The sequence below is a fragment of the Mycobacterium kyorinense genome, from assembly GCF_002101735.1.
In the GTDB taxonomy this organism is placed as follows: Bacteria; Actinomycetota; Actinomycetes; order Mycobacteriales; family Mycobacteriaceae; genus Mycobacterium; species Mycobacterium kyorinense.
Window position 1 is genome coordinate 1 of the sequence record NZ_LQPE01000042.1, and the last position, 4,621, is coordinate 4,621.

General features: G+C 65.1%; 3 protein-coding genes. All 3 read left to right on the forward strand.

Annotation, left to right across the window (positions count from 1 at the left end; all coding sequences use genetic code 11):
- Window positions 1–84 precede the first annotated feature (84 nt).
- The 3 genes from AWC14_RS07445 (at window position 85) to AWC14_RS07460 (ending at window position 4,079) form a co-directional block, all read left to right on the forward strand.
- On the forward strand, window positions 85–384 hold the full coding sequence (locus AWC14_RS07445) for a PE family protein (RefSeq protein WP_045379702.1): 300 nt from the start codon (window positions 85–87) through the stop codon (window positions 382–384).
- A gap of 15 nt (window positions 385–399) precedes the next feature.
- Window positions 400–1,590, forward strand: coding sequence for a PPE family protein (locus AWC14_RS07450; protein WP_045379704.1), 1,191 nt, complete (start codon window positions 400–402; stop codon window positions 1,588–1,590).
- Window positions 1,591–2,996: 1,406 nt separating this feature from the next.
- Window positions 2,997–4,079 (forward strand): cytochrome P450, encoded by a 1,083-nt coding sequence (locus AWC14_RS07460; protein ID WP_045379706.1) that lies wholly within the window; start codon window positions 2,997–2,999, stop codon window positions 4,077–4,079.
- Window positions 4,080–4,621 lie beyond the last annotated feature (542 nt).

The window sequence follows — 4,621 nt, forward strand, 5'->3', positions numbered from 1 at the left end:
ATGCAGCCTCACCCGCCCCACCCGGGGTCACAGCACAACGTAACAACACGAAGTAACTGCACCTACGAACTTAAGGAGTGCGTGATGTCGTTTGTGACGACACAGCCGGAAGCGTTGACGGCGGCGGCGGGCGCCCTGCAAGGGGTCGGCTCGACGATGTTCGCCCAGAATGCCGCTGCGGCGGCTCCGACGACCGGAGTGGTTCCCGCTGCGGCCGATGAGGTTTCGGCGCTTACCGCGGCGCAGTTCGCCGCGCACGCGCAGATGTATCAGGCGGTCAGCGCGCATGCTGCCGCGATCCACGACATGTTCGTCGCCACCCTCGGCACGAGCGCCGCAGCATATGCAGCCACCGAAGCTGCCAACGCGGTCGGGGCAGGCTAAGAGGGGGCAGCGATGCTGGATTTCGGAGCGCTGCCACCGGAGATCAACTCCGCACGCATGTATTCCGGTCCGGGATCAGGACCGATGCTGGCTGCCGCGTCGGCCTGGCAGGAACTGGCCGCCGAGTTGGATTCCGCTGCGGCGCAGTACGGTTCGGTGATCTCCGGGTTGACCAGCGGGGCCTGGGCGGGACCGTCGTCGGCGTCGATGGCGGCCGCGGCCACACCGTACATCGGCTGGCTCAGCGTCACCGCCGGCCAAGCCGAACAGGCGGCCGCCCAGGCCGGCGCGGCAGCTGCTGCCTACGAAACCGCTTTTGCCGCAACGGTTCCGCCGCCGCTGATCGCGGCCAACCGCAGCCTGCTGGCCACCCTGGTTGCCACCAACGTCCTCGGCCAGAACGCCCCGGCCATTGCGGCCACCGAGTTCCACTACGCCGAAATGTGGGCTCAGGACGCCGCGGCGATGTACGGCTACGCCGGCGCGTCGGCGGCTGCCGCGAAACTGGCGCCGTTCACGGCGCCGCCGCCGACCACAGACCCGGCCGGGTTGGCCAGCCAGGTGGCCGCGGTGGCCCAGGGCGCGGGAACCTCCGCCGCTACGCACGCCGAGACGCTGATGTCGGCAGGCCCGCAGCTGATTGCCGCGACACCCCAAGCGCTGCAAGGGCTTGCGTCCGGGTCGTCTTCGTCGTCGTCCACGCAAGGGATGTCGTCGCTGTCGTCGCTGAGCATGCTGACCATGCCGGCGAGGATGGCGATGATGCCGATGAGCATGCTTACTCGGTTGTTCACGATGGGCGGCACCAACGCCGCGAGCACTGCCGCCAGGGCCGTGGGTAACACGGCTAACGCGTTGGGATCGGCCCTGCGAGGCGGTCTCAATTCCGGCACCGGCCTGTTGAGCTCAGCCGGGTTGTCCGGTCTTGGCAGTGGCCCGCCGGTGACCGCGGGGATGGGTCGCGCGGCCTTGATCGGCGCCCTGTCGGTGCCGTCGGGATGGACTGGGATGGCACCTTCGGTGAGTCCGGGCGCAGCCACCGCATTGCCGGCCAGCGCAGCGCCGGCCCTGCAGGCGGGCGCGCAGCAGGCGATGCCACCGATGATGCCGGTTGCGAACATGGCCGGGCGCGGTGCGGTCGGCGGCGCCACGCCTCGGTGCGAGGTTCGGCCCAGTGTGATTCCGCGCTCACCCATGGGCGGATGACGGCACCTTTGAATGTCGCGGACGCAGGTTAGCAGCGCACACGTTTGCGGTCGTTAATTTCAGCTGTCTTACAGGCTCCAGTCATCCAGCGTTTCAGCAACATTCATTTCCCTGCTTCGTAACTTGCCGCCGCATGGCCGCGCGCTGTCCGTACGATCACCACGGGTCTGGTGCCCATTGAGGAAGGACTGGCTTAGTGGACAAGCAGTCACAGCACGTCGAGACCAGGGTTCACAGCCTCGGAGTGAGGATGCTGAGCATCCTTGGACGCCAGGAGTGGCTTGACCGGCCCAGCTAGCGGTTGGAGCCCCTCTTGACCTTCATATTCAACGCCCTGGGCGGCGCCCGAGATCGGGTGACCAACCTGTTGCATGGCGTGTGGTTGGGTCATCCACTGCACGCGGCGCTAGCATCGATGGCAACCGGATCGATTGGGACGACTGTGGCTTTGGATGCCGTCAGGGAGATCAGGGTGTTGGCGGGTCGGCCGGTCTTCGAACTGCACGATGTATCGCGGTTTGCGCGCCGCGCTCTCGCCGTCGGCGTCCTGGCGAACATCGGCGCGGCGGTGACCGGAGTGACAGATTGGTAGCACACCCATGAGCAGTCGCGCGGATCGGGCTGGTGCATGGGTTGTTGAAACACAACGGCACTGGGGCTCTACGTGCTGTCGTGGTGGGATCGCCGCTGGGACCGTTACCGGCGGGGCGTATTTGGTAGCGCGCTCGGCTATGGGATCAACATATGGACCAGTCCGGTAAGCGGCTTGGCCTGGACGAGTGGACACCGGTGTTGCCGATGGAGGAACTGCCGGAGAGGCGTCCGCATCGGGTCGGCGTCGACGGGGCGGGGTTGATCCTGTACCGAATCGTGCAGCAGGTGTCTGCGGTTGGTGAATACTGGGCCCACCTCGCTGCTCCGATGGCCGACGGTTGGGTAGTTGCATCCGCGGCCGCTCCGGGCGTGCCATTCCATCTGTGTAAGCGCGGGGTGGTTCATCATCGGCCCGCGCGCCCGGCTGTCGTGCCGTCTGATGCGGCCCTGTGTGGCCAACTCGCACAACAACTTTGCCTTAACAATGCGGCTTCGACGCGTGAAGGCTCTTAACGGATTCCAGCCTGATCGTGCTGGATCGCCCCCCAGTTGTAACCGGCAAAACCGTCCGATCAGATAACATGACGCTCGCAACGTCGGTCTGCTGCCCTACCTCAATGTCTCGGAGGAACAGTCATGGTTGCAAGCACAACGCGCCCCGCCCGACCCGCCGCACGCCACGCGAGATGGCAGTGAATTCCCCGGCGCAACCGCCGGAAGTCAATTCCGGGCAAATCCACTCAGGTCGCATCCTCGGCGAAAGCCGGCCGGCCACGTTCCACCTACCGCGGCTGGAGCATTCGACGTTACCGATGGCAGCCGATCGAGGTGTCGGGTGGAAGACGTTGCGGGACGCTGGGCCAGTCGTGTTCATGAGCGGCGCCTATTACCTGACCCGCCGCGAGGACGTGCGGGCAGCGCTGTGCAGCCCCAACATCTTCTCAGCACAATTGGCACTTCAGCCCCCCGGCTGCCCGGTGCCGGTGCTGCCCTCAGCGTCCGACCCTCCCGAGCACACCCGCTACCGCAAAATCCTGCACCCGTACTTCGGTCCGCAGACCTTGCGTCAATACCGGCCCATGATGGAGCGGCACGCCGCTGAAATGACCGCTGCCCTCGCCGGTCGAAACGAGTGCGAGGCGATGGCAGATTTCGCGCGCCTCTACCCGTATCAAGTGTTCATGGACCTCTACGGGCTGCCGCTGGAGGACCGAGATAGCGTGATCCGCTGGAAGGACGCCATGCTGTCCGGCAAGTCCGACGGGAACGAGCTGCTGGCGTACTTCGCCGAAGTTATCCAACAGCGCCGGCAGGGCCCGGGCCCTGACCTGCTGTCGCAAATCATGACCGACCCGGGCGACCTGAGCGACCTCGAGCTGCTCGGCATGACCCAACTGCTGATCGTTTCCGGCCTGGACACGGTGGCTGCGGCGATCGGTTTCTCGCTATTCGAGTTGGCGCGCAGACCGCAGCTGCGCAGGGAGCTTCGCGATAATCCCGAGCAAATCAAGTTTTTCATCGAAGAGATCGTCCGACTTGAGCCGTCGGCGCCGCTGGCGGCCCGGGTTACTACCGATTTCGTCAACGTGGGCGGCATGACCCTTCCGCCAGGAACACCAGTGCGGTTGTGCACGGCCGCGATCAACCGCGACGGTAGCGACGCGATCTCCACCGACGACCTGGTCATGGATGGAAAGGTGCACCGACACTGGGGATTCGGCGGCGGGCCACATCGCTGCCTAGGTTCCCACCTGGCACGGATAGAACTGACCATCGTCATTGGCGAGTGGCTCAAGCGGATCCCGGACTTTGAACTGCCAGCGGGCTACATCCCCGTCATCAATTTCCCGTCGAAGAGTTTTGCGCTCAAGTCATTACCGTTGAGCTGGGGCTGACCGGTAACCTCCGGCCCTACCCGGCAACTGCTCACTGAAATTCCCCACCTGTTGGCCGGGCCAATGGATAGGTTGGCGGGTGCCGAGGGCGGTGCGTTGGATGGTTTCGGCGGCCGCGTAATGGAGGACCGCGCCCCGCACCGCAGCCGCGTTGTGCAGCAGGATCCGCGCTGGGTGCGGGCCGGTCGTTCGGGACAATTTTCCCAGGGGATTCCCGGCGCACGTTAACGGTCTATTAACGGAATCCAGGTAGTTTCACTCACAGTGAGAAAAACTTCTCCCTGGTCAGTCAGCTCTTTGGGCACGACTTCGCGTGACACTCACGGACGGCAGCCCATTTGCCGCTCTTGTGGCGCGTCGGCATATCGGTCTCACGCGTGTCTGCAAACGGCGACATCCGGGACAGCGACAGCCCGCACCGCAAGCGATTAGGAAAACGGGCAAATGACTGCACCACCTCGCGGAAAGGGCCGTAGTGAAGGCCAGTGGGCGTTGGGTGAGCGTGAGCCGCTCAATCCGACCGAGCAGCTCAAGTTCGATGA